Genomic DNA, 20,729 nt, shown 5'->3' on the forward strand with positions numbered 1-20,729 from the left:
GGGAAAAGACCTGGCGCAGGCGCTGCAGCGCCTTGCCATATCGGGTGATCGAGCGTTCTGGCATCAAATGGGTATCGCAGCGCAGCGAAGAATCGACATCGATAGCAGGCTAGTCGATGTCGGCGAACTCGACAAGCAGCACCACTCTAGTCACGTGCTCACCGCGTGGAACCGGGAGGGCGTCCCTCGCGCGCCGCAGCCAGCCTGGGGCCATGGGGCAGTCCACATTGACCTGCCCCATGGCTTGCCCAACTAGCCTGCCCCAGCTTGTAGGGCATCCAGTCGACCGCGTCGCGTAGGACGATCTCGCCACCGCCGTGACCGTCATGAGGGAGGCGGCAAGCCGTAGCATCTCCTGGTGCAAGGCAATGGCGCCGCGGTTGGAGCCCGTCAGCCGCTCGAACATGCTTAACACTCACTTGATAGTAGCGCCGCCACGGCGGCAAGTTCCTCGTCGGAAAGATGGTCCGTTGACTTGAGGGTGGAATACTTTGATAATTGCAAGTGAAAAATTGGGATCAGCGTCGGCAGCTATCTTCGGGTGGGCGGACCCCCAACTTCCTGCTTTGGGGGCGCTCTGCGGAGCGCCCTTTTCTATTTCGGCCTGGCAACGCCACGCCCGGATTGCCGGCGATCGCCTTCGCCACGCCACCGGCCATGCACCGTCACCGAAATCTGCAGATGCGAGGTCTGCATCCCGACTGGCCGACGAAATTAGAGCGGATCGAGGCTGGCTATCTGCAGCGTCATTTCGAGAATCATGATGTGCGCGAGGACGCGCAGTATCGCGCACATCATGGGGTCGGCACGCTTGGCCGGCGCCGCCTCCAGCGTCTGGCCTTCCTTGCCGACTGGCGGGATTGGAGATTGCGCTTCAGCGAGCGTTCCCAGCGCGCCCGTCGGATCCACTTCGGCCGCCTGTTGGTTGGCGTTGATCTGTCGCGCCTTCGCTAATGCTTCATCCCGCGAGAAGCCTTGTTGGACAAAAAAAAAGACGCATCATAGGCAATCGACTTGTCTACGCTTTCCCGGTACTGCTGTTCCTGATCGTCGAGGTGCAGGTCTTTAGTCATTTCGATGTTTCGCTTATGCCGGCGCGGCCGGCGTTAGAATCGGTCGCTCGAAAAATCGACAGTGCGTGTTCGCAAAGAACGCGTTTGGAAAATGGAGGATGCGGATGGCTAGTTTCCTGAAGAAGCTGTTTGGCGGTGGTGATAAAGACGCTGAGAGGGACGGTCATGGTGACCACCGCGACGCTGCGACTCTTCCCGAACCAGACCTCACCATTGCGCGCGCGAATAACGAAATGCGGATGCGCACGCAAGCCGCGATCGACATGTGGGGCCTCGACACCGCCTCGTGGAACGCCGATCTCGACGCTGGGACGATCATCTTCACCAATGCCGAGAATGGGCTGGTGGTGACCTCGCCGGTGCAGGTGGTTGGCACCTACGATACCGAAGACGGCACCTGGCTATGGGGCTGGGACCACCCTTCGGTACCTGAGGCGCTCGGCGAGCACGCCCGACGCGTGCGAGACTTCGGTCAGCAATATGGGCTGGAGAGGCTAACCACCCGCAAGATCGCCGCGTCGATAGACGATGCCTGGGAATTCACCGCGCTCGCCTGCCACCTCGGCGGTGGGCAGGGCGGCTATAGCGGCCCGTCTGGCTCGGCGCGGGTGTTCATGACTTATGGCACCGTGACGATCAACAAGTGAGGCTAAGTGTTCACGAAAACTGACCAGGAACTTAGCGCCATCACTGGCAGATAACTTGTCACGCTTGTAGCAATAACCTCAATCAAATCCGTACACGTTACGTAAATGCGATCACATCAACTCCAGCTGCGGCCCCGCCTTCGAGGCCGTGCCGGCGCCCCGTGCTGCTGGACGCGCCGGGCTAGCCCCATGCCCGGCACCAGTTGAGCGAAAGCGCCGCCTCCTAGACGCGCCAAAGGCCCCATGCGATAGTGCGCTCTCTACTTCACACGGTTCGCAGCGCCGCCGCCAAGGCGTTGGGCATGGACTGCAGCCGTAAAGACCGTCGCTTGCCATTGCCAAGCCTGGCCGAGCACCTTGCCGCAAATGAAACCGGGCCAAAACGTGCCCGGTTTTTTCATGCCGACAGCCGCGAACAACCTTAGACAGCACCCGCGTTATGTTTAGCGGTGCCTGTTCGCCGGGGTGACCGGGCGCGCTGCGCACGCCTGGTGGCCGTCCCTCGGCAGGCAGTTTATTGTGTTATTGAACTGGCACCCACTCTGACGCCCTCTGGCGCGGATCCACGTCACCCCTTGGACCAGCCGCCTCTCCGCAGGCGACCTGCGCAATAAGTTAAGTCTGCAGCCGGCGGTAGGCATTGAAATGTCGGATTGCCCGCACCCCATTACCAAGCGTTTCGTAAATTCTGGCTGCGTTGAAGTGGGTATCAGCAAAGCCCGGCGCAAGCGTGATGCATCGCTCGTAACTTGAGAGCGCCTCCCCTGTTTGGCTCATGTCCTCCAGGGCGACACCAAGATTGAAGTGCAGCAGGGGTTCGTTCGGCAGATATGAGATTCCGGAACGGTAGAGTGCCACCGCGTCGACGAACCGGCCTGCGTCGCACAGCATGCAGCCCAGGTTGAGGTATGGATCAAGAAATGTCGGTTCGGCCTCCAGTGCGCGACGGTACGCTGCCTCGGCTTCGATCGGCTTCTCCGTTTCCAGCTCGGCACCGATGAGAAACCAATCCTGCGCGTCGGCCGCCGGCGCCCGTGCATCGTGCAGAGACGCCACGACCGCCGCGCCAAGTTCACCTGGCTCGAAGTCCATCAGCATCTGGCCTGACACGGCCTGCCATCCCCTACCCTCGTCCTTTGTCGCCACCTCGTTGCCCATCGCACGGATCCGCACACCGGTCAGCGGCTGGCCGGTGCCGCGAGACGCCTTCACCCTCGCCAGCGCGCGGACAATCAGCCGCGTAGGGATCTTGGCGCCGTGCAGGGAATTTGCGGTACGAAGAAGCACCATGTCCTGAAACGTGAAGAGGAGCTTTCGCCGCGGCCCGAGGGCGGGCGTGATGATCCCCTCGGTGACCAGCCTGGTGGCCACCGATCGCGGGATGCCCAGCATCATCTCGGCGTCCTCCAGGGACCGCGGAGCGCGAAGCTTTTACCAATGCCTGTCGTCGACACGGGTTCATCGCCGCCGACTTTAGCGTCTGCGACATGACCGGGAAACTGGATCGCCTGGTCAGCGTGCTGAGACCAGAGACAGGCACTCTGATGCACTATGCAGCAGGGTCTCGTGATTCTTGGTCGACCAAATTCGAGCACGACTTGGCCGTCCGGGTCTTCGGAGACGCCCCCGAGTAAAACCTCGACGCTGCCCCCTCGGCGAAGTGCTCGTTATCGTGCCCTACCACCCGGCTGCACACCGCCTCTTACCGACCCTTCTGCGACGTCCAACGCGATAGTTCGAAGGGCTGTTCAGGCCGAGATCCTGTCATCCGAACCCGGCTTAGTGGAGGTCCGGAGAGCGATCCAGAGCGGTCATCCACGCTGTGCCCTTCAGGCTGATCGCGGCTGGGACGGTCGTCCGCCTTTTAGGTCCCGGCGACTATGCCGAAGTGCGCTTGATCGCCGCTGACGCCTTGATGCCGCTGCCGGATGGCCGTCCGGCTGTGCCTTCGCCAAGAAGTCCCCGTCCGAGTTTATCGCTCAGCCGGCCAGCCATTCAATCTTTCCGGACTTGCCCATCAGGAAATCCGCGTTAGCGTCGGCGACCCGGCGCAAGTAATCCCAGAGTGCCTTGATTCGGGCAAGCTCCCGCCGTTCCTGCGGCGCGACGAGCCAGAAAGTCCGGGTGATATCGATCCGCGCGGGAAGGATGGGAACGAGCTCTTTCGAAGCGGCGCCCAGGAAACAAGGCAAGACCGCCACCCCGAGCCCGGAACGGACGGCCTGGAACTGCGCGATAACGCTTGTGCTACGCATGAACGGCTTGGCCCCGGGCAGCCACGTTTGGAGACTGAACTGTTGCTTCGCGAAAACCAGATCGTCCACATAGTCGATCCATCTGTGACCAGGAAGGTCTGTCACACCATGGATAGGAGGGTGACGGCGCAAATACTCGCGTGTGGCGTAGGGCAAGAGCCGGTACTCCGCCAGCTTGCTGGTGACAAAGCTGTCGATGGTAGGCCGGTCGACGGTGACGGATGCATCGGCTTCGCGCTTCGACAGATTGATGTTTCTGGGCATCGGCAACAGGTCGACCGTGATGCCTGGATGGCGTGTGCAGAAATGCGCGACGTGCGGGGCCAGAAAGTAGCTGCCGAACCCTTCAGTAGCGCCCAGCCTTATCTCGCCTGTCAGCGCAAGGCTGTCGCCAAAGACGTCGGATTCCACCATTGCAAGCGTGCTCTCCAGCTTCTCGACGTGCTCCAGCAAGCGGTGACCAGCGCTCGTGAGGCGATGCCCTTGCGAACTGCGATCAAACAGTTTCGACCCGATGTCCTCCTCCAGCCGCTGCAAGCGTCGCGAAATGGTGGACTGGTTCATGTCCAGCGCATGCGAGGCCTCCAGCGCAGATTGCGCCCTCGCCACGCCAAGAAATACCCGCAAGTTGTCCCAATTGAACTGGTTCAAGGCGCTCTCCTACAAATGCAAAAACGCATAGTTGCCTTGCATATTTTGCCACACCAATTGCATAAACGCAGGTGTACGATCTGCCGTACGGTGTCACTGCACGCAATGCAGAACCAATTCACGAAGTTCGGGCGATCGCTCAGGGAGGTACACAAAGCATGACCAATCACATCGGGCACTTCATCGCGGGCAAGCATGAAGCCGGCACGGGCCATCGTACCGGCCCGGTCTACAACCCCTCGCTTGGCGAAGAGATTGCGCGCTGCGCCTATGCGGATCGGGCCACGCTCGATCATGCGGTCGTGGCCGCCACCGAAGCGGGAAAGCGCTGGGGGCGCGCCTCGCATGCGACGCGCCAGGCTGTCATCTTCAAAATGCGTGAGCTGATGACCGCCAATATCGACCTGCTGGCCGAGACCATCGGCCGCGAGCATGGCAAGACGATCGCCGACGCAAAGGGCGAGATCGCCCGCGCCATCGAGGCCATTGAGTTTGCGACCAATGCGCCGCACGTGACCAAGGGCGAGTATGCGACGAATGTTGGCGGCGATATCGACGTATTTTCGATGCGTGTGCCGATCGGCGTGGTCGGCTGCATCACGCCATTCAACTTTCCCATCATGGTGCCTGCCGTGATGATTGCCATGGCCGTGGCCGTCGGCAACGGAGTGGTCTGGAAGCCATCGGAAAAGGTGCCGAGTGCCGCACTCGAGTTTGCGCGCTTGTGGAAGGAAGCCGGGTTGCCCGATGGCGTATTTAATGTCGTCCAGGGCGACAAGGAGATGGTCGACGCGATCCTCGAACATCCTGGCATCGCGGGTGTCAGCTTCGTTGGCTCCACGGCCGTGGGTGAATACATCTACCAAAAGGGCTCCTCCCACAACAAGCGTGTAGCCGCATTTACCGGTGGCAAGAATCACATGGTGGTGATGCCAGATGCCGATCTGGAGGCCGCAGCCAATGCATTCGTTTCCGCTGGCTACGGTTCGGCGAGCCAGCGCTGCATGGCCGTGTCGTTACTGCTGCCCGTTGGCGCCGGAACGGCCGAGCGCCTGCGCGAGCTGCTCGTGCCAAAGATTCAGGCGCTCCGCGTGGGCCCCTACAACAACCCCGCCGCCGACTTCGGTGCCGTGATTTCAGCGCAGTCCAAGCTGGCGGTGGAGCGAGCGATTCGCGATTGCGTGGAGGCTGGTGGGGACCTTGTGCTCGACGGACGGGATCTGAGTGTGCCGGGCCATGCAAGCGGTTACTACCTTGGCCCCACGCTGATCGACCGGGTCACGTCCGATATGGAATTTTACAAGGAGGAGGTCTTCGGGCCGGCGCGCGGCATCATGCGTGCCGAGACCTTCGATGAGGCCGTCAACGTGACCAACAGGCACGCCTACGGCAATGGCTCGGTCATCTTCACCCGCGACGGCAAGACGGCACATCGTTTCATGACCGAGATCGAGTCCGGCATGATCGGGGTCAACGTCCCGGTGCCTTTGCCCGTGGGTTACTTCAATTTCGGCGGACTGCGCCGCTCGAAGTTCGGTGAATCCCATCTCTACGGACCCGACGCCGCGCGCTTCTACACCAAGCTCAAGACCGTTTCGCAGCGATGGCCCGAGCCGGACCAGAAGGCGTCCCCCGTGTCGCTGGCCTTCAGCGGCAGCGCCTGAGGCGCGATGGCCATCGTGCCATCGCATGGTCGACGCCTCGCCCCTACGGTGAACCACCCCTGCTGGCTCGCAGCAGTCCCAAGCAAATGACTTTGGAGCATTCCCATGCGCCTGATCGCTTATCGCCCCTCCAACACCGGTGTCCAGTCCGACGCCAACATCGGTGTCCTGATAGATGGCCTCATCGAACCACTGACATCCCTAGGCAACTTCTACAGGGATACCGACGCCTGGCTGGAGCAAGCGCGGACGCTGCACAAAGGCTCCCTGCCGCTCGCCGACGTCAGCCTGGCAGTACCTGTCCCGTTGACCGCGAAGATCATCTGCGTGGCAATCAACTATGTCGAGCATGGCAAGGAAGGTGGACTCCCGACGCCGCCTTTCCCCAATCTGTTTGCGCGCTGGGCTTCGACGCTGGTGACGTCTGGCACCCCAGTGCCGGTGCCATCGACGGAGCCGGACGGCATCGACTGGGAGGTCGAGCTTGCCGCGATCATTGGGAAGCCGCTGCTGGAAGCGAATCCGGAGCAAGCATTGGAAGGTGTACTGGGCTACACGGTCTTCAATGATCTAAGCGGACGGGCGTCCCAACTCCAGAGCATGACGCTCAGCACTGGCCAGTGGGCGCTGGGCAAGAATCTCGATGGCAGCGGTCCAGTGGGTTCGATCATCGCTACTGCGGACTCGATCGATCCCGCCAACACGCGGCTGACGACCAGGGTGGACGGTGAGATCATGCAGGACGGCACCACTGCAGACATGGTGTTCTCCGTCGGACAGATCATTGAATTCATTACGCGCACGATCAGTTTGCAGCCCGGCGACCTGATCGCTACTGGTACGCCATCAGGTGTTGGATTTGGCCGGAACCCACGCATCTACGCGAAGCCTGGATCCGTCGTCGAGGTGGCTGTGCAGGGCATCGTAGCGGTGACGAATCCCATCGTTGCAAGAGGCTGAAGCCGGCCCCGCCCACCGCGCCTACCAACAGCATGCAGAAGGAGACGACGTGATCAAAATTCGTGGTGGAAAGTATGTGGTCTATGGGGTCAGTGACCTCGGAAAGACCCGAAGTTTCATGGCCGACTTTGGCCTGGTGCCTGTAGATTGGCCTGGAAACGCCGCCTATTTCCGCGGGGCCCTTTCCAGTCCCTACATTTACGTGGCCGAACCATCCGCTGAACCATCTCTCAAGGCAATTGGCCTCGAAGTGGACAGTGCGGACGACCTTGCGCTTGCCGCCCGCATCGAGGGCGCCTCGCGTATACGTGAGCTTAGCCGTCCCGGTGGAGGCCTTTGCGTGAACGTCGCGTTTCCGGGCGGGATAAGTCTGGAGCTTGTCCACGGCGTCGAGGATGCCCCTGAATTACCGGTGCGTCCGCCATCGGTGCTTAACGAGGGAATTCGGAAGGCGCGCTTCAATGTACCGCAGCGCCCGGAACACGGACCCTGCCAGGTGCTCCGCCTGGGGCATGTCGCCCTCGGCGTGCCAGATCCGGTGGCAACAAAGGACTGGGCTGTTCGCAACCTGGGCATGATCGTTTCAGACGCGATGCTGCAACCCGGCTCACAGGACGAATTCCTCGGCTTCTTCATGCGTTGTGACCGGGGAGCGACACCCACCGATCACCATACCCTGCTGTTCTCGAAGGCCGGGACATCACACGTCCATCATGTTTCCTTCGAGGTTCAGGATATCGACGCGGTTCATATGGGCCATGAGTGGTTGAAGTCCAGGCGGCACAAGGCCCACTGGGGCATCGGTCGGCATGTCCTGGGTAGTCAGGTGTTCGACTACTGGTGGGATCCGGATGGCTTGCGCGTCGAGCACTATGCCGACGGCGACCTCTATGACAACACCGTTCCGGCAACGACAGTCGAAGGCACGGACGATCAGTTGTGGACCTGGGGCCCGGAAGTGCCTTCCGCATTCTTCCAGCAGATCCGAGAGGTCTAGCCAGCGCCGCGTCGCAGCCGATGCCTTGCCTCCGAATAACAGGGAATAAGGATCATCGGGCCGGCGCGCCGACGGCGAGTACATGACAACGACCGGAGATACGTCGCCCTATGGATGAGCACACGCCTCAACTTCACGTGGATGAATCGGTAGCCACGATCTCATTACGCCGCCCGGAAGTAGCCAACCGGTTGAGTCCCGCTGACCTACGCGTACTCAAGGCCCACGTCGACGCGGTCAACGACATGGAGCGGGTCCTTGTGCTGCGCTTTACCGCTACGGGGAAGTACTTCTGCAGTGGCTACAACATTGCATTCCTGACTGGAAAGGCCGATGAAGGCGCTTTCAACTTTGGGGAAGTGATGGATGCCATCGAGGCGGCCCGCCCCGTGACCATCGCCGCCATCAACGGCGGCGTGTACGGCGGGGCAACGGATTTCTGTCTGGCCTGTGACTTCCGTATTGGCGTCCCCCACTGTGACATGTTCATGTCCGCAGCTCGCCTGGGCCTGCATTTCTACCGCGGCGGCATGGAACGCTATGTCTCGCGCCTGGGGATTAACGCCGCCAAGCGGCTGTTTCTTAGCGCCGAAAAGATCGACGCCGAAACGATGTTGCGGCTGGGATTCCTGACGGAGATCGTACCGGCGGCGGATCTGGCTGCTCGCATGGAACAACTGACCAGCCAGCTTGCCGGCATGGCCCCGATAGCACTCCTCGGCATGAAGAAACACCTGAATGCCATTTCCCGAGGAGTACTGGAAGCTGCCACGCTGCCAAAATCACCCAAACCAGTAACCGCATTCACGGCCTGCTCACCCAGATCCATCCTGCACTGGAACGGGTTCTGAGGCCGCCCCTAAACCATCCGGCCGTGCCCGATCTGCTCAAGCGCTACCCGTCGCCCTTGGTGAGGGACAGGAGGATCTTTCCGGTCAGACCATTTCCTTCGTTTTTCTGCGTCGTAAGCTAAGCCGATCATCGATTGATGCGCAGCGTGGGCCAAGGCCAAGGCTGCGCATCCGTTGGCGGCCAAGGTCGTGACGGATTGAGGGTCGGCCGTTCGATCAGCCGTGCCTGCCGGGTGTTGAGCGTGAGCTGTGCAGGCTATTGCGCTCACCGGCAGAGGGGGTCAGGTGACACGGCGCGTGCCAGGCAAGAGGTCCATGTGCGAGCTGCCTTCGAGGGCAGTGGGCACAGCCACGGCAGCCGTCAAGATATACAGGCCGATCTGAAAGAGCCGGCTGACACTGACCACCAGCTGGCTTAACAAGCCCTGACTCAGGTTGCTGAGGGCATCAGTCGTTCGGGACAAAACTGTACGGCAAGTGCACGGATGGCCGCAATAAGGTCAGGCGAATGGGCTGCACCCCGCGCCAACAAGGGACTTGGGGCTGATTAATAACCGTATCCATCTACGGGAAAATGACGATGACCCCAGATAGGCGGCCGCGCCCGGCAGGACTGGCGAACCACACAGCCCATCGTCGTAGTCGATGGCCTGGAACTCGTCCTTGCCGGCGCGGGAAAAGTGATCGGAGACGGCGCCCCGGTCGTCGGCGAGAATGTTAACAACAAAATGATCGTTCTCGCGGAATGCGGGATAGCTGCGCGACGTGAGCGACTGGCTCCAGAGAATCAACGGCGGATCGAGCGAGACCGAACTGAACGCGTTGGCAGTGACGCCAGCCCGCGCTCGAGAATACTCACGATCGACTCGCGCACGCCCTCGGCGTTGACGTGGCTCGCTCCAAACAAGAACTGCGCGGAGATGCCTCGGATCGTCCCGACGATCGCCATTGCCTCCTCGGCCGGATCCAGGTCGGATCGAATCTCGCCTTCCTCAATGCCGATTCGAAGCTCGGCTTCGATATGTGCCGCTGACTCGCGCGTCATACGCTCTAGCGCCAATGCGACTGGTCCACCCGGGCTGCGCCCCTCGGAAAGAATCACGTTGAACGCTTGCAGCACCTTGAGGTGCGCCGGATCCCGCCCGAGGGTGAAGCGAACGATTTCCAGAACGGTTTCCAGGCCAGGCTTCGCGTGACTGTTGGCCAGTCGCGCCTTGCGGATGTTCACGCCAATCTGGTCAACCAGGGCGACGAGAAGGCCCTCCTTGTCTCCATAGTGATGCGCGGTCAACGCGCGGCTGTAACCGGAGCGCGCGCCAATTTCGCGCATGGTGACGCCGGCCATGCCCTTCTCGCAGATTAGCTCGATCGCGCTTTCGAGAATGCGCCGCGTTGCCTCTTCCCTTCTTTCATGCTGCGTGCGGCGGGACTTTACCGGCTTCTGGCTTGGGGCTTGAGGTTGATTTTCCATACGTGAAGAAAGGGATACCTGATTGTCGCCGCTATCTTACCAACCCGCCTTGCGGCCACCTGCTATGACGCGACGGCGAAGGCATCCTAACACCTACACTTGCCAGACAGATGGCAAGTATCTATGATTCAGGAAATCGTAGGGAGCCGCTCCGCCGGTATTGCATCCCTGCGCGACATGGCTGTGACGCGCCCATCCTCGAACCAGCGTCCAGCTCAAATAATCACGAGGAGACATTCATGAATCGAGCAAAGAACACGCCTGGCCATCTCTTCGTGGCGCTGACAGCGCGTGCGACAGCGAACACGAGCTTCACACCGTCAGTCATCCCACTGCCCTTGCCATAGAGGGCATCGGCGCGCGGCCTCTATCCCCTCCCAAACGCGAATACAAAAGGAGTATCAACATGCAACAGGCATATATTGTCGATGCCATCCGCTCGCCCCTGGGCCGCTCCAAGCCCGGCTCCGCCTTCACCGAGCTGCACGCCACGGAGTTGCTGGCGCAAGTGCTCGCCGGGCTGGTTCAGCGCAACAACCTCGACCCTGGGCTGGTGGACGACATCATCACCGGTTGCGTCACGCAGGCCGGCGAGCAATCCGCCGGCCCTGGCCGCGTGGCCTGGCTGGCCGCAGGCTTCCCGGAGCACGTGCCGGCCACCACCATCGACCGTAAGTGCGGTTCAAGCCAGCAGGCCGTGCACTTTGCCGCCCAGGGCATCATGGCCGGCGCCTATGACGTGGTCATCGCCTGCGGCATCGAATCGATGAGCCGCGTGCCGATGGGCTCGGCCCGCATTGGCCAGAACCCGTATGGCCCCTCGATGGAGGCGCGCTACGCGCCGGGCCTGGTGTCGCAAGGCGTGGCCGCCGAGCTGGTCGCGGCGAAGTGGGAGATCTCGCGGGAGCAGATGGACAGCTACTCGGCACGCTCCCACCATCGCGCCGCCGCGACACGGGAAGCCGGCGGCTTCGCACGCGAAATCCTGCCCATTCGCACGCCCGGCGGGCTGGTGGCGCAGGATGAAACCATCCGGGCCAACACCACGGTCGAGCGCCTTGCTACGCTGGCGTCGCCCTTCCGCAACGAGGAACTCAGCGCGCGCTTCCCGCAACTCGGCTGGGGCGTGACTGCCGGCAACGCCTCGCAGATCAGCGACGGTGCCGCCGCCATGTTGATCGTCAGCGAGCGCATGGCAATCAAGCTGGGGCTCAAGCCGCGTGCCCGTTTCGTCGGCTTCGACGTGATCGGCGCCGATCCCGTGGAGATGCTGACCGCCCCCATCCCCGCGAGCCAGCGCGTGCTGGCCAAGAGCGGCATGACGCTCGACCAGATCGCCCACTACGAGATCAACGAGGCCTTTGCCAGCGTGCCGCTGGCCTGGCAGAAAACCATGAAGGCCGACGGCGCGCGCCTGAATCCACGCGGCGGCGCCATCGCGCTGGGCCCCCCCCTGGGTGCCTCGGGCGTGCGCCTGATGACCACCATGCTGCATGCGCTGGAAGCCAGCGGCGAGCGCTTCGGCCTGCAGTCGATGTGCGAAGCCGGTGGCATGGCCAACGCCACCATCATCGAGCGCGTCTGAACCGCGCCTCCCCGAATACGTAGAAGACACAGGAGATACTGCATGAAACTCGACAACACCATGTCTGCCGTCGTTACCGGCGGCGCTTCGGGCCTGGGCCTCGCCAGCGCACGCCGCCTTGTGGAAAAAGGCGTGAAGGTCGTGATCGCGGACGTGTCCGAAGAGCGCGGTGCTGCCGCCCTTGACGCGTTGGGCGGCCAGGCTACCTTCGTGCAGGCCGACGTGACCGACACCGGGCAGATGACGCGCGTCTTCGACGCTGCCGTCGCGCTGGCCCCGCTGCGCGCCCTGGTGCATTGCGCTGGCCTTGGCGCGCCGGTCCGCGTGGTGGAGAAGGACGGCTCGCCCGGATCGCTGGAGAAATATGAGCACGTGGTGCGCATCAACATGATCGGCACCTTCAATGCACTACGCCTGGCCGCCGCGCGCATGGCAACCAACGAACCGGTGGACGGCGAACGCGGCACCTGTGTGCTGACCGCCTCGGTGGCCGCCTTCGAAGGCCAGATCGGCCAGATCCCGTACGCCTCGGCCAAGGCCGGCATCGTCGGCATGACCCTCGTCGCCGCGCGCGACCTGGCGCAGCGCATGATCCGCGTCTGCACGATTGCCCCTGGCCTGTTCGACACCCCGCTGCTGGCCCGCTTGCCCGAGCACGTAAAGACCGCACTGGGCGCCTCGGTGCCACACCCGGCCCGCCTGGGCGCGCCGGACGAGTATGCCTCCACCGCCATGCACATCCTCGAGAACGCCATGCTGAACGGCGAGACCATTCGTCTGGACGGCGCCATCCGCATGGCAGCACGCTAAAGCGCGCCGCTCCACATCCAACCCATCGAGGAAAGGAGACACCCTGTGAGTGACACGCTTCTGCTGGAAACCCGCGGCAACGTGATGGTGATGACCATCAACCGTCCGCAGGCCCGCAACGCAATGGACTTCGAGACGGCCACCGCCAACGCCGCCGCGCTAGACGAACTTGACGCCCGCGACGACCTGAGCCTTGCCGTGCTGACCGGCGCCGGCGGCACCTTCTGCTCCGGCATGGACCTGAAGGGCTTTCTCGCCGGCAAACGTCCGAGCATTCCGGGCCGCGGATTTGGCGGCGTGACCGAGCGAGCGCCGCGCAAGGTACTGATTGCCGCCGTGGAAGGCTACGCACTGGCCGGCGGCTTCGAGCTGGTGCTGGCTTGCGATATGGTGGTGGCATCGCGCGAGGCGAAGTTCGGCCTGCCCGAAGTGAAGCGAGGCCTCGCAGCGGCAGCCGGCGGCCTGATCCGCCTGCCGCGCCGCGTGCCGTACCACATTGCCATGGAATACGCGCTGACCGGCGACGTGCTCCCGGCCGAACGCGCCTACGAACTGGGCCTCGTCAACCGCTTGACCGATGCCGGCGGCGCGCTCGACGGCGCACTGCAACTCGCCGCCGCGGTGGGCGCCAACGGTCCGCTCGCCATTGCCGCCAGCAAGCACGTGGTGGCGGAGTCCGGCGACTGGTCGCGAGAGGAAATGTTCTCGCGGCAGAAACCGCTGCTCGACCCTGTCTTCGCTTCCGCCGACGCCCGCGAAGGAGCAACGGCATTCGCCGAGAAGCGCAAGCCCGTCTGGGCCGGGAAATAAGCCACATGGCTGCAACATGGCTGCGATCGCTGCGTCAAGCGGCCATCCGCGGCCAAGGTCGTTCGCACTTGCAAGATCTGTCTCGATGGAACTGTGTGTCCGGCCGCTCACCGTTTTCATCTTTACAGACACCGGTACAACATGACACAACCATTCCCCCCCGACGCCGCGCAACCGAGGGCTGCCCAAGCCTCAGGCTTGTCCCCCTTCTGGCCCCCCGGCTTGCCCGCAGCAGTGCATGTGCCTCGCACCAGCCTGTTCTACAACGTAGCAGTGGCCGCGCGCCGCTACCCGGACAAGACCGCCATCCAGTACTTCGGCCGCGCGATCAGCTATGCCACGCTGCACGAACAGATCGAGCGCATGGCCGGCTACCTGCAGCGCGCCTGCGGCGTCGTGCCGGGCGACCACGTGCTGCTGTACACCCAGAACTGCCCGCAATTCATCATTGCCTACTACGCCATCCTGCGCGCCGGAGCCGTGGTGGTGCCGGCCAACCCGATGTGGCTGACCGCGGAGCTGGAGCACGTGGCAGGCGACAGCGGAGCGCGCGTGGCCTTCGCCGCCTCCGAGCTGTACGAGCGCCTGGCGCCGCTGCACGGTGCCGCGCTCCCGCACGTGATCGTCCACGACTACGCAGACATGGTGCCGGCCGCTGCGGACGACGGCCCGGCAGTTCCCGCCTGGCTGCGCGATTGCGCGCTGCCGGCGCAGCAGGCCCCGGCAGGCGGCACGCTGGTGCGCTGGCAGGACGCGGATGTGGCCGGTCTGGCACCGGCGCCGCACACCGCCAGCCATGACACGATGTGCATGCTGGCCTACACCTCTGGCACGACCGGCCACCCCAAGGGCTGCATCCACACCCATGGCACGCTGATGAGCGCGGCGGTGGGCTCGCAGATCTGGCGCAGCAATACGCCCGAGACAGTCTTCCTGTCCGTAGCGCCGCTGTACCACATGCTGGGCATGCAGAACGGCATCCATGCGCCACTTTACCTGGGGGCCACCATCGTGCTGCTGCCGCGCTGGGACCGCGCGCTGGCCGCGGAGCTGATCGAGCGCTACCGTGTCTCGAACTGGGCCACGACCCCGGCCATGCTGGTGGACTTCTTCTCCCAGCCGGGCATCCTTGAGCGCAATCTTTCCAGCCTGGCCTTCCTGGGCGGCGGCGGGGCGGCCATGCCCGATGCCGTGGCAGACATGCTGCAGGAGCGCTTCGGCCTGCGCTATATCGAGGCGTATGGCATGACCGAGACCGCCGCTTTCCTGCTGTCCAATCCGCGTCACCGCCCAAAGCGGGAATGCCTGGGCATCGCCACCTTCGGGGTCGATGCGCGCGTGATCGATACGCAGACCGGCGCCGAGCTGCCGCAAGGCGAGCTGGGAGAGATCGTCGCCAGCGGCGCGCAGGTGATGCGAGGCTACTGGCGTAATCCGGAGGCCGATGCGGAGAGCTTTATCGAAATTGACGGCAAGCGCTTCCTACGTACGGGCGACCTCGGCTTCATCGACGACGACGGCTATTTCTTCATGCGCGACCGGCTCAAACGCATGATCAATGCGTCCGGCTTCAAGGTCTGGCCGGCCGAGGTGGAGAACCTGCTCTACGGGCACCCGGCCATCCATGAGGTTTGCGTGATCGCCGTCCAGGACGAGCGCCGCGGCGAGACGGTCAAGGCCGTGATTGCGCTCAAGCCTGACATGCAGGGGCGCGAAGAGGCCAGTGCCGAACAGATCATCCAGTGGTGCCGTGAGCGGCTGGCAGCCTACAAGGTGCCCCGCCTCATTGGCTTTGTGGATGCGCTGCCGAAGTCGGCAACCGGCAAGATCTTGTGGAGAACGCTGCAGGAAGCCGAGCAAGCGTCGGCGTTGCAGGGCCGCGCAGACTGAGAAATACCGGAATATAAAGCAGAGGAGATAGCCATGCAGATGGAAAGAAGACACTGGCTGGCGCAAGCGGCCGCATTGGTTGGCGCGGCGGCGCTGGGAAACGGGAGCGTACGCGCGCAAAGCACCTATCCCTCGCGCCCGCTGCGGCTGGTGGTGCCCTATCCGGCCGGTGGCGGCACCGATACGGTGGCCCGGCTGATAGGGCAGCGGCTGTCCCAGTCCTTGGGCCAGCCGGTGGTGGTGGACAACAAGCCCGGCGCCAGCGGCATGCTGGGCAACGACATCGTGGCTAAGGCGGCACCGGATGGCTATACGATGTTGTTTGCCATCACCGCGATGATCCAGTCTCCCGGTTTGTACAAGAAGGTTCCGTACAACGTGGAGCGTGACTTCGCACCGGTTTCGCTGGTGGCACGCTCGTCGGACCTGTTCGTGGTACCCAATCGGGTGCCGGCCCGCACGCTGGCCGAGTTCGTGGCCCTGGCCAAGGCCAGCCCGGGCAAGCTCAGCTACGGCTCCTACGGCAACGGCACGTCATCTCACCTGCACGGCGAGCAGTTCAAGATGCAGGCCGGCATCGACCTGGTCCACATCCCCTACAAGGGGGCGGCGCCACTTGTGAGCGACTTGCTGGGCGCGCAGGTGGACTCGGCGTTTATTGACGTGTCGTCGGCCTATCCTTACCTGAACTCGGGAAAATTCCGTGTCCTCGGCATCACTGGCGCGCAGCGGCACAAGGCGCTGTCGTCAGTGCCGACCTTCGCCGAGGCCGGCTTTGCCGGTTTCGAGGCCAGCGGCTGGCTCGCCTTTTTCCTCCCGGCAGGCGCGCCGCGCGATATCACGGCCCGGCTGTCGGCCGAGGTCGCCCGCATCACGAAGGTGCCCGAGGTGTGGCAGCGGCTGGCGACCATGGGGCTCCAGCCGGTAGGCTCCACGCCTGAGGAACTGGCGGCGCTGGTAAGCACGGATACGCCTAAGTGGGCCCGCATCGTGCGCGACGCCCATATTCAGCTCGACTGAGCGCCCGGCCGCGCCCCCGCTGAGCACAGGTGAGACCGTCTGTGTAACGTCCCACCTGTGCTGGCCCGTGCCCGTGGCGTCGTCACGTTGCCGAAGCGGTTGCGCCAGATAGTGCGATGAATTTGGTGAGGGCTTCGCGCACCGCGTCAAGGCCGCCCGCCGCTAGCCCAGCAGTACATGGCATTTGGACGAAGTGCTTGTTACGCTGCGCGGTGAGCCTTAACTGCTATGGCGGGCAGTCGATCAGTACGGTACCGAACATGATGTCCTACTGCTCCGGTGACCGTGATAGCGCAATTTCGTATCCCCCGTGCAATCATGCCCCGCGTCAAGCGGGCCGGGTCCTGCTGCGCGGCACCGCCCGCAGCTTGCCGATGGGCGCCATCAGCGCGGCGGTGCAGTAATCCACCAGGTCCGCGACGGGAGGCTGGCCGCGCTTTGCAGGGCCCTGGGTCTGGCGGCACCACTGCGCCAGCGAATAGACCACGCTGTTGTTGAACCACATCTGGCGGTTATGCAAGACCTTGCGCGGGATGCCGGGCAACGCAGCGGCAATCATCTTCCTGGACCGCAGCACGCCGGACATCGCGTCGAAATCGATCATGTCCGCGTTGACCAGGCTCGGGCTGAAGGTGGCCTGCGCCAGCACCTGCACATAGAGCGCGCCCCAGGGCGTGTCGCAGATGGTATCGGCAAGCGCGCTGATCGATGCCTCCACGATGGCCCGCACATCGCCACCCAGGCCGGCCGCCTCGACTTCGTCCAGGTAGTGGTTGCGCACCTTGTTGATATGGGTCAGGCGGAAATTAAGCAGCTGGCTGACCAGCGCCTCGCGCGAGCCAAAGTGATAGTGCAGCGCCGAGCGGTTGCGCTGGCCCGCTTCGACCACGATCTGGCGCAGCGGCACCAGTTCGACGCCATGCTCGGCAAACAGACGCTCGGCGATCTCAAGCATGCGCCGGGCCGTCTCGCTTTCCAGCGGATTGCCGCTGGCCTGCCCGGCCTCGGCTGAAGCCTTTCGCGCCGGCGGCTTTTCCATTAGCGCGCTATCGGCAAGGACCGTAGCAAGAGAACGCTGGCGTCCATGGCTCATAAACTGTTGTTCCCATATTTTAATATTTGGAATTATGGGTGCAATGCCATCAAGCGGGCAAGCATGCCGCCCGCGTCTGAGACAAGTATGACTAGCCGCGCAAGCGCCGCAGCGACCGCGCGGGATTCTGGCCCAGCACGCCGATGATGGCGCCAACCAGCATGACCGCGCCGCACACCGTGAAGCCGAGCTCGAAACCATGCGCGCCGGCATGGCCCTGCACCTGCACGAGGCGCCCCATCACCACCGGCGCGATCGCGCCGGCGCTGGTCGCCACCGCCGTGCTCAGCGCGATGATGGCGCTGCGCTGCGCATCGGGAACGATCTCTGCAAGAATGGCCGGCCCTACCGCGAACGCAACCGGCGGCAGCGTCGCCGCCAGCGCCAGCAACGCCACCTTCCCCCCCGGCGCAAGCGAAAGCAGCGGCAGCGCCAGGAACAGCAAGCCGCCGGCGCCGACGCAAGCGCTGCCGAACACCGCCCGCGCCACGCGCGAGGAAGCGCCCCGCCGCAGCAACTGCTGCGAGCACCAGCTCAGCGTCAGGCTGACCGGCACGCCAACGGCCACGATGACCGCGAACATCCTGCCGGCGGTCACATCGTCATATCCTAGCCCCTGCTCCAGGTAGGACGGCATCCAGGTCAGCACCAAGGCGAGCCCCCAATAAGCCGCGAAGCCGGCCACGAAGCCCGACAACACGGTCGCATCCGTGAGCAGCCGGCGGTAAGGCACACGCCGGCCCGCTGCAAGCCGCACCGGCTCGGCTTGCAGCGTGCCTTCGCGGCCGAAGCACAGCCAGCCAAGCGCCCACAGTGCCGACGCGGCAGACAGTAGGAGGAAATTGGCGCGCCAGCCCCAGTGCTGCGTGATGAAGGGCACGGCCAGCCCTGCCAGCAGCAAGCCGAATACCGCGCCCTGGTTGATCAGGGCCACCGGCAGGTTGCGCTTCTCGTGTGGGAACCACTTGTACAGCGCGTGCACCGATACCGGAAAACCCGGTCCCTCGCCCGCGCCGAGAATCACGCGCGACGCCAGCAGCGCCGCGGCGCCGGAGGCGAACGCCACCGGAAGCTGCACCAGCGACCACAGGATCGCCATGGTCAGCAGCAGCCAGCGCGCCGCCACTCGGTTGCCGATAAAGCCCACGACGGCCGCCGACACAGAGAACAGCCAGAAGAAGCTGCCCGCGATCAGGCCGAACTGCGTCGGGCTGAGGTGAAGCTCGCGCATGACCGGCACGGCCACCATGCCCAGCACGACTTTGTCCAGGAAGTTGATGGAGGAGAACACCGTCAGCCAGGTGGCCATCGCCCATGCCTTGCGGGGCTGGTACGCGTTGGCGCGCACGGCGGCACCCTGGTCGCGCATGGCGTCCTGCGGCGGGGAAGTTGTCAGCGAATCCGGCATGGTTCAGTACTCCATGGCGCATGCGGCGGGCACGCCGAGAACCACCTCGGGTGCCGCACCGACCACCTTGAATTAATCCCCAGGATTACCTAGGGCATCGAGCTTAGTTGTAATCGAACGCAGCGCACACTGGGGTTTTCCCCGTACGCGGCGGATCGGCCTTGCGTGCGGCGCACGCAGCGCTGTACGCGGGACAGCGCCCTCAGAAGATCGTGCGGATGCCCAGCGAAACCCCGAGCTGCCCGCTGGCGCCCGGCGTCTTGTAGTACGTCTGCGAGGTGGCCGGCAAATAGCCGACCGACTGCCCGTTGGGCAGGTAAGCGATGTTGTCCCAGTTCAGCGAAGCATTGCGCGCATACATCGCCGCGGCGAAGAAATCGGTCCGCTTGGAAATGCTGTAATCCGCCAGCGCCAGATACTGCTGCGGATTCGGTGGATTGACCTTGCTGCCGGCGATGGTGGCCTGCTTGATGTCGTCGTAGTAATAGGCCAATGTCAGGCGCAGCGCCGACGTCGCTTCCCAGTTCAGGCCCAGCCAGTACATATCGTCGCGATGCGGCAGCAGCGTAGGCGTGCCGGTGGCGGGCGCCACCGAATTGCCCCAGCGGTAGCCGCCCATCAACTTGACCTTGCCAAGCGTATAGCTCGCGCCGATGGCGGCGCGCATGTCGCGGCCATAATCGTTCGAGCCGGAAGCGCCAGTGGCCTGGGCAGTGTTAAGCGTCTTCACCTCGTCATAGGCCACACCAAGGCCAAAGCCATCGGAAAAGTAGGAGGCGCCGATGCCATAAGCCGACCCCGCGGCCAGGCTGCCACTGCGCTCGCCAAGGGACCAATGCGTGTTCAGCGAGACCCCACCGAACTGGCCCTGGTACTGGACCATGTTGTTCTCGCGGAAGTTCGGACCGGCAAAGCCCACTACCGGTTCGAACTCGGGCGCGTAGGCAGCGGGCATGAAGTTGCCCATGGTCAGGAAGGAAGACGTGTACTGGCGCCCGAAGGTCACCCGCCCGTAGCCGCCCTTCAGGCCCACAAAGGCTTGCCGGCCGAACAACAGGCCACCGCCAAGCTGGCCGTTGTCGGTGTTGAACTGACTTTCGAGCACGAACAGGCCCTGCAGCCCGCCCCCGAGATCCTCCACGCCGCGCAGGCCGAAGCGCGACTGGGCGATGCCCGACGAGTTCATCAGGTATTGGGAGCCGCTGCCGGGCGCCAGCACGCCGTTGGCTACGTTTTGCGCGTGGTTCACGTACTGCATGCTTGCGGTCACGACGCCGTACAGCGTCACCGACGATTGCGCATAAGCCCCCTGCCCCAATACGCTGGCAGCGGCCACGGCGAACAGCACTTTCTTCTTCATCAGTCTTCCTCCGTTGTGTTCGTTGAAGGGATCGCACATGGACACGCGTGCCGCGCTCGACCGCGCCATGCCCTTGTTTAATCCGATGTCTTAATTTGTAATGCGAGAGATTAAGCGCACGAATTCGTTCGGGCATCTGGGGATTTCCCGATCGCGTTGCGTCCTGTTCTCGGCTCATCAATGA

The 20,729-nt window shown here is 63.6% G+C and carries 18 protein-coding genes and 3 pseudogenes; 13 read left to right on the forward strand and 8 right to left on the reverse strand.

Going from position 1 to position 20,729, the window contains the following annotated elements:
- The coding region (locus AC07XB_RS29515) for a hypothetical protein (protein WP_494752810.1) at positions 1-256 on the forward strand (256 nt) is incomplete at its 5' end.
- 458 nt (positions 257-714) lie between these two features.
- On the opposite strand, the gene AC07XB_RS29520 is transcribed toward AC07XB_RS29515, so the two are convergent.
- Positions 715-909: a hypothetical protein gene (locus tag AC07XB_RS29520; RefSeq protein WP_493688125.1), complete on the reverse strand. Its 195-nt coding sequence runs from the start codon at positions 907-909 to the stop codon at positions 715-717.
- A gap of 268 nt (positions 910-1,177) precedes the next feature.
- On the opposite strand from AC07XB_RS29520, the gene AC07XB_RS29525 reads away from it, so the two are divergent.
- On the forward strand, positions 1,178-1,720 hold the full coding sequence (locus tag AC07XB_RS29525; RefSeq protein WP_492812432.1) for a DUF6882 domain-containing protein: 543 nt from the start codon (positions 1,178-1,180) through the stop codon (positions 1,718-1,720).
- 615 nt (positions 1,721-2,335) lie between these two features.
- Here AC07XB_RS29525 and AC07XB_RS29530 read toward each other — a convergent pair.
- Together AC07XB_RS29530 and AC07XB_RS29535 are read right to left on the reverse strand one after the other, a co-directional pair.
- Entirely contained in the window at positions 2,336-3,115 is a 780-nt protein-coding gene (locus AC07XB_RS29530; RefSeq protein ID WP_492830990.1) for a tetratricopeptide repeat protein, read from the reverse strand.
- A 584-nt stretch (positions 3,116-3,699) separates the two neighbouring features.
- Positions 3,700-4,626: a LysR family transcriptional regulator gene (locus AC07XB_RS29535; RefSeq protein WP_492812426.1), complete on the reverse strand. Its 927-nt coding sequence runs from the start codon at positions 4,624-4,626 to the stop codon at positions 3,700-3,702.
- A gap of 71 nt (positions 4,627-4,697) precedes the next feature.
- On the opposite strand from AC07XB_RS29535, the gene AC07XB_RS29540 reads away from it, so the two are divergent.
- The 5 genes and pseudogenes from AC07XB_RS29540 to AC07XB_RS29560 form a co-directional block, all read left to right on the forward strand.
- Entirely contained in the window at positions 4,698-6,290 is a 1,593-nt protein-coding gene (locus tag AC07XB_RS29540; protein WP_492812424.1) for a CoA-acylating methylmalonate-semialdehyde dehydrogenase, read from the forward strand.
- A gap of 105 nt (positions 6,291-6,395) precedes the next feature.
- Positions 6,396-7,250 carry a fumarylacetoacetate hydrolase family protein gene (locus tag AC07XB_RS29545; RefSeq protein ID WP_492812422.1) on the forward strand — a complete coding sequence of 285 codons (855 nt, stop codon included), beginning with the start codon at positions 6,396-6,398 and terminating at the stop codon, positions 7,248-7,250.
- Between the two features lie 49 nt (positions 7,251-7,299).
- Entirely contained in the window at positions 7,300-8,247 is a 948-nt protein-coding gene (locus AC07XB_RS29550; protein WP_492830989.1) for a VOC family protein, read from the forward strand.
- Positions 8,248-8,357: 110 nt separating this feature from the next.
- A pseudogene (locus AC07XB_RS29555) lies at positions 8,358-8,996 on the forward strand (enoyl-CoA hydratase/isomerase family protein); the annotation flags it as partial.
- A 23-nt stretch (positions 8,997-9,019) separates the two neighbouring features.
- Positions 9,020-9,154, forward strand: a pseudogene (locus AC07XB_RS29560) (IS110 family transposase); the annotation flags it as partial.
- 444 nt (positions 9,155-9,598) lie between these two features.
- On the opposite strand, the gene AC07XB_RS29565 reads toward AC07XB_RS29560, so the two are convergent.
- Both AC07XB_RS29565 and AC07XB_RS29570 read right to left on the reverse strand, forming a co-directional pair.
- Positions 9,599-9,889 carry a flavin reductase family protein gene (locus AC07XB_RS29565; RefSeq protein WP_492830988.1) on the reverse strand — a complete coding sequence of 97 codons (291 nt, stop codon included), beginning with the start codon at positions 9,887-9,889 and terminating at the stop codon, positions 9,599-9,601.
- Positions 9,886-10,569 carry a TetR/AcrR family transcriptional regulator gene (locus tag AC07XB_RS29570; RefSeq protein WP_492830987.1) on the reverse strand — a complete coding sequence of 228 codons (684 nt, stop codon included), beginning with the start codon at positions 10,567-10,569 and terminating at the stop codon, positions 9,886-9,888. Before AC07XB_RS29570 ends, AC07XB_RS29565 begins: the two co-directional genes overlap by 4 nt.
- Positions 10,570-10,975: 406 nt before the next feature.
- Here AC07XB_RS29570 and AC07XB_RS29575 point away from each other — a divergent pair, with 406 nt between their 5' ends.
- The 6 genes and pseudogenes from AC07XB_RS29575 to AC07XB_RS29600 all read left to right on the forward strand — a co-directional run.
- Positions 10,976-12,154: a thiolase family protein gene (locus AC07XB_RS29575; RefSeq protein ID WP_492830986.1), complete on the forward strand. Its 1,179-nt coding sequence runs from the start codon at positions 10,976-10,978 to the stop codon at positions 12,152-12,154.
- A gap of 42 nt (positions 12,155-12,196) precedes the next feature.
- Positions 12,197-12,964 carry an SDR family NAD(P)-dependent oxidoreductase gene (locus tag AC07XB_RS29580; protein ID WP_477133749.1) on the forward strand — a complete coding sequence of 256 codons (768 nt, stop codon included), beginning with the start codon at positions 12,197-12,199 and terminating at the stop codon, positions 12,962-12,964.
- 45 nt (positions 12,965-13,009) lie between these two features.
- A complete protein-coding gene (locus AC07XB_RS29585; RefSeq protein ID WP_492830985.1) occupies positions 13,010-13,774 on the forward strand; it encodes a crotonase/enoyl-CoA hydratase family protein in 765 nt (254 codons plus the stop codon).
- Positions 13,775-13,915: 141 nt separating this feature from the next.
- Entirely contained in the window at positions 13,916-15,664 is a 1,749-nt protein-coding gene (locus AC07XB_RS29590) for a long-chain fatty acid--CoA ligase (protein ID WP_492830984.1), read from the forward strand.
- A 33-nt stretch (positions 15,665-15,697) separates the two neighbouring features.
- Positions 15,698-16,684: a tripartite tricarboxylate transporter substrate binding protein gene (locus AC07XB_RS29595; protein WP_492812406.1), complete on the forward strand. Its 987-nt coding sequence runs from the start codon at positions 15,698-15,700 to the stop codon at positions 16,682-16,684.
- A gap of 112 nt (positions 16,685-16,796) precedes the next feature.
- Positions 16,797-16,904 (forward strand): annotated as a pseudogene (locus tag AC07XB_RS29600) (IS6 family transposase); the annotation flags it as partial.
- 108 nt (positions 16,905-17,012) lie between these two features.
- Here AC07XB_RS29600 and AC07XB_RS29605 read toward each other — a convergent pair.
- The 3 genes from AC07XB_RS29605 to AC07XB_RS29615 all read right to left on the reverse strand — a co-directional run bounded on the left by AC07XB_RS29605 (position 17,013) and on the right by AC07XB_RS29615 (position 20,545).
- Positions 17,013-17,723: a TetR/AcrR family transcriptional regulator gene (locus AC07XB_RS29605; RefSeq protein ID WP_492830983.1), complete on the reverse strand. Its 711-nt coding sequence runs from the start codon at positions 17,721-17,723 to the stop codon at positions 17,013-17,015.
- Between the two features lie 145 nt (positions 17,724-17,868).
- A complete protein-coding gene (locus tag AC07XB_RS29610) occupies positions 17,869-19,185 on the reverse strand; it encodes an MFS transporter (protein ID WP_492812402.1) in 1,317 nt (438 codons plus the stop codon).
- A gap of 202 nt (positions 19,186-19,387) precedes the next feature.
- Positions 19,388-20,545 (reverse strand): porin, encoded by a 1,158-nt coding sequence (locus AC07XB_RS29615; protein WP_492812400.1) that lies wholly within the window; start codon positions 20,543-20,545, stop codon positions 19,388-19,390.
- Between the last annotated feature and the right edge of the window lie 184 nt (positions 20,546-20,729).

It is taken from the genome of Cupriavidus sp. GW821-FHT02F09 (assembly GCF_059421605.1).